The sequence below is a fragment of the Shewanella sp. 11B5 genome, assembly GCF_002836795.1.
Classification (GTDB): domain Bacteria; phylum Pseudomonadota; class Gammaproteobacteria; order Enterobacterales; family Shewanellaceae; genus Shewanella; species Shewanella frigidimarina.
On record NZ_PJAP01000943.1, the window covers coordinates 1 to 3,000 of the forward strand.

At 44.8% G+C, this 3,000-nt stretch carries 3 protein-coding genes; all 3 read left to right on the forward strand.

Translation table 11 applies throughout. The features are described 5' to 3' along the window. Positions 1-326, forward strand: a 326-nt coding sequence (locus CXF78_RS18575; protein WP_308302282.1) for a transketolase C-terminal domain-containing protein, incomplete at its 5' end; no start/stop codon positions are given. 9 nt (positions 327-335) lie between these two features. Then, the gene (locus CXF78_RS18580; RefSeq protein WP_102037588.1) at positions 336-1,949 is read left to right on the forward strand and encodes a dihydrolipoyllysine-residue acetyltransferase; all 1,614 of its coding nucleotides are present in this window, start codon (positions 336-338) and stop codon (positions 1,947-1,949) included. Positions 1,950-2,051: 102 nt separating this feature from the next. Continuing rightward, positions 2,052-3,000, forward strand: a 949-nt coding sequence (gene nadA / locus CXF78_RS18585; RefSeq protein ID WP_102037589.1) for a quinolinate synthase NadA, incomplete at its 3' end; no start/stop codon positions are given.

Genomic DNA, 3,000 nt, shown 5'->3' on the forward strand with positions numbered 1-3,000 from the left:
TCGAAAAAGCCTGCGAACGTGCCGAGAAAGAAGGTATTTCATGCGAAATTATCGACTTACGCACAATCGCGCCATGGGATGTTGAAACTATCGCAAAATCAGTGACCAAAACGGGTCGTTTACTGATTAACCATGAAGCGCCATTAACCGGCGGTTTTGCTGGTGAAATCGCGGCAACGATTCAGCAAGAATGTTTCTTATCGCTTGAATCACCGATCAGTCGTGTGTGCGGCTTAGATACGCCTTATCCATTAGTGCATGAAAAAGAATACATGCCAGATGAATTAAAGACCTTCGAAGCCATCAAGGCCACTGTGTCGTTTTAGGAGTAAGATATGATTAAAGATTTTATTTTACCCGACATCGGCGAAGGTGTGGTGGAATGTGAATTAGTTGATTGGTTAGTTAGCGAAGGTGACATCGTCACTGAAGATCAACCGATTGCTGATGTAATGACAGACAAAGCCTTAGTGCAAATTCCGGCGCCCCATGCTGGAAAAATTACCAAGCTTTACTACGCCAAAGGTGAAATCGCCATTGTTCATCAACCATTGTACGCAGTTGAAATGGATGGTGATGACAACGATAGCGTCATTGAAGCCCCTGTTGCTGCCATGACACCGGTTAACGATTCAGCTAACAGTAATGCTGTTACGGCCACAACCAGCAGTCAGTCAAACATTGAAGAGTTCTTATTGCCTGATATCGGTGAAGGGATTGTTGAATGTGAATTGGTTGATTGGTTAGTCGAAGAAGGCGATATCGTCGTTGAAGATCAACCCATCGCTGATGTGATGACCGATAAAGCGTTAGTGCAAATCCCGGCCATGAAAGCCGGTAAAATTGTAAAACTCCATTATCGTAAAGGTCAGCTTGCTAAAGTGCACTCACCTTTATTCGCCATTGAAGTGGAAGCTGAAGTTAATGCTCCGTCAGCTCCAGTTGAAGTAGTTGAACAAGCACAAGCAGCTGCGCCACAAGTTAACCTTGAACCTGTTGCACAAGGCAAAGCCTTAGCTAGCCCAGCCGTTCGCCGAATGGCGCGAGTACTGGACATTAATATCGCTATGGTTGTGGGCACAGGCAAAAATGGTCGAGTTTACAAAGAAGATATTGAACGTCATCAGCAAGGTGGTAATGCCACTCAAGCTGCAGCAAGTACAACGGCAGTGTCATCAACGAGTCAAGTAAGTGCTCAAGCTGTCAGTTCTGTGAATAGCGACACAGTGACTAATGTAACGGCAAGTGACCGAGTTGAACCCATAAAGGGCGTCAAAGCCATTATGGCGAAAATGATGGTTGAGTCAGTATCGACTATCCCTCATTTTACTTACTGTGAAGAGTTTGACCTTACCGAACTCGTAGCCTTACGTGAAAGCATGAAGCAACGTTATTCAACTGACGAAGTGAAGCTCACCATGATGCCATTCTTTATGAAGGCCATGTCATTAGCGATCACTGAATTTCCGATATTGAATAGTCAAGTTAATGCAGATTGCACCGAACTCACTTACAAGTCTCGTCATAACATTGGTATGGCTGTTGATTCAAAAGTGGGCTTATTAGTGCCCAATATCAAAGATGTGCAAAGTAAGTCTATTTTAGATATTGCCGCCGACATAACTCGCTTAACGACTGCTGCGCGCAGTGGCCGCGTGTCGCCAGCAGATTTAAAAGACGGAACTATCTCAATCTCCAATATTGGTGCATTGGGCGGCACGGTGGCAACACCGATTATTAACAAACCTGAAGTGGCCATTGTTGCGTTAGGCAAGTTACAAATATTGCCGCGCTTTAATGCTAAAGGCGAAGTTGAAGCACGTAAGATTATGCAAGTAAGCTGGTCTGGCGATCATCGCGTCATTGACGGTGGCACCATTGCACGCTTCTGTAATCTATGGAAACACTACCTAGAGCAACCGCAAGAAATGCTATTAGCTATGCGTTAACAGTGTTTAATCTATCTTATCCAAAAGGACGCTAAAGCGTCCTTTTGTTTTTAGCCTCTTTTTCGTATAATACTCGGATATTGTCACTAGATTGGAACATGTATGAGTCTGTCGGCACCTAGAATTGAAATGATTGAATATCCGTTTCCGCCAAAACCTGCCGTGTTGTCTGACGTTGAGAAAGCACAATATAAAGCACGTATTAAACAGCTATTGATTGATCAAAACGCGGTACTTGTTGCCCATTATTATACTGATCCTGAAATCCAAGCGTTAGCTGAAGAGACGGGCGGTTGCGTGTCTGATTCTCTGGAAATGGCACGCTTTGGTCGCGATCACCCCGCAAAGACATTAATTGTTGCTGGGGTTAAGTTTATGGGCGAAACCGCTAAAATATTAAGCCCAGAAAAAACCATTTTAATGCCAACCCTAGAAGCAACCTGCTCATTAGATTTAGGTTGTCCAATTGAGCAGTTCAATGAATTTTGCGATGCGCATCCAGATCATACTGTCGTGGTATATGCCAATACCTCAGCAGCAGTAAAAGCCCGCGCAGATTGGGTTGTCACCTCCAGTATTGCGTTAGAAATTGTTGAGCATCTCGATAGCCAGGATAAAAAAATTATCTGGGCACCCGATCGTCACTTAGGCGCTTACATCAATAAGCAGACTGGTGCTGACATGTTGTTATGGCAAGGCGACTGTATTGTGCATGACGAGTTTCAAGCCAAAGCATTACGAGAGCTTAAAAAACAGCACCCTACAGCAGCCATTTTGGTTCACCCAGAATCACCCGCGAGTGTGGTAGAGCTTGCTGACGCTGTCGGTTCTACCAGTCAGTTAATTAAAGCCGCGCAAACCATGCCGAACGATACCTTTATCGTTGCAACAGATCGCGGTATTTTTTATAAAATGCAACAAGCAGCGCCAGGTAAAACCTTGCTCGAAGCCCCAACTGGCGGCAACGGTGCAACCTGTAAAAGTTGTGCCCATTGCCCGTGGATGGCCATGAACGGTTTGCAAGCTATCGAAGCTTCATTAGTCGATAGCG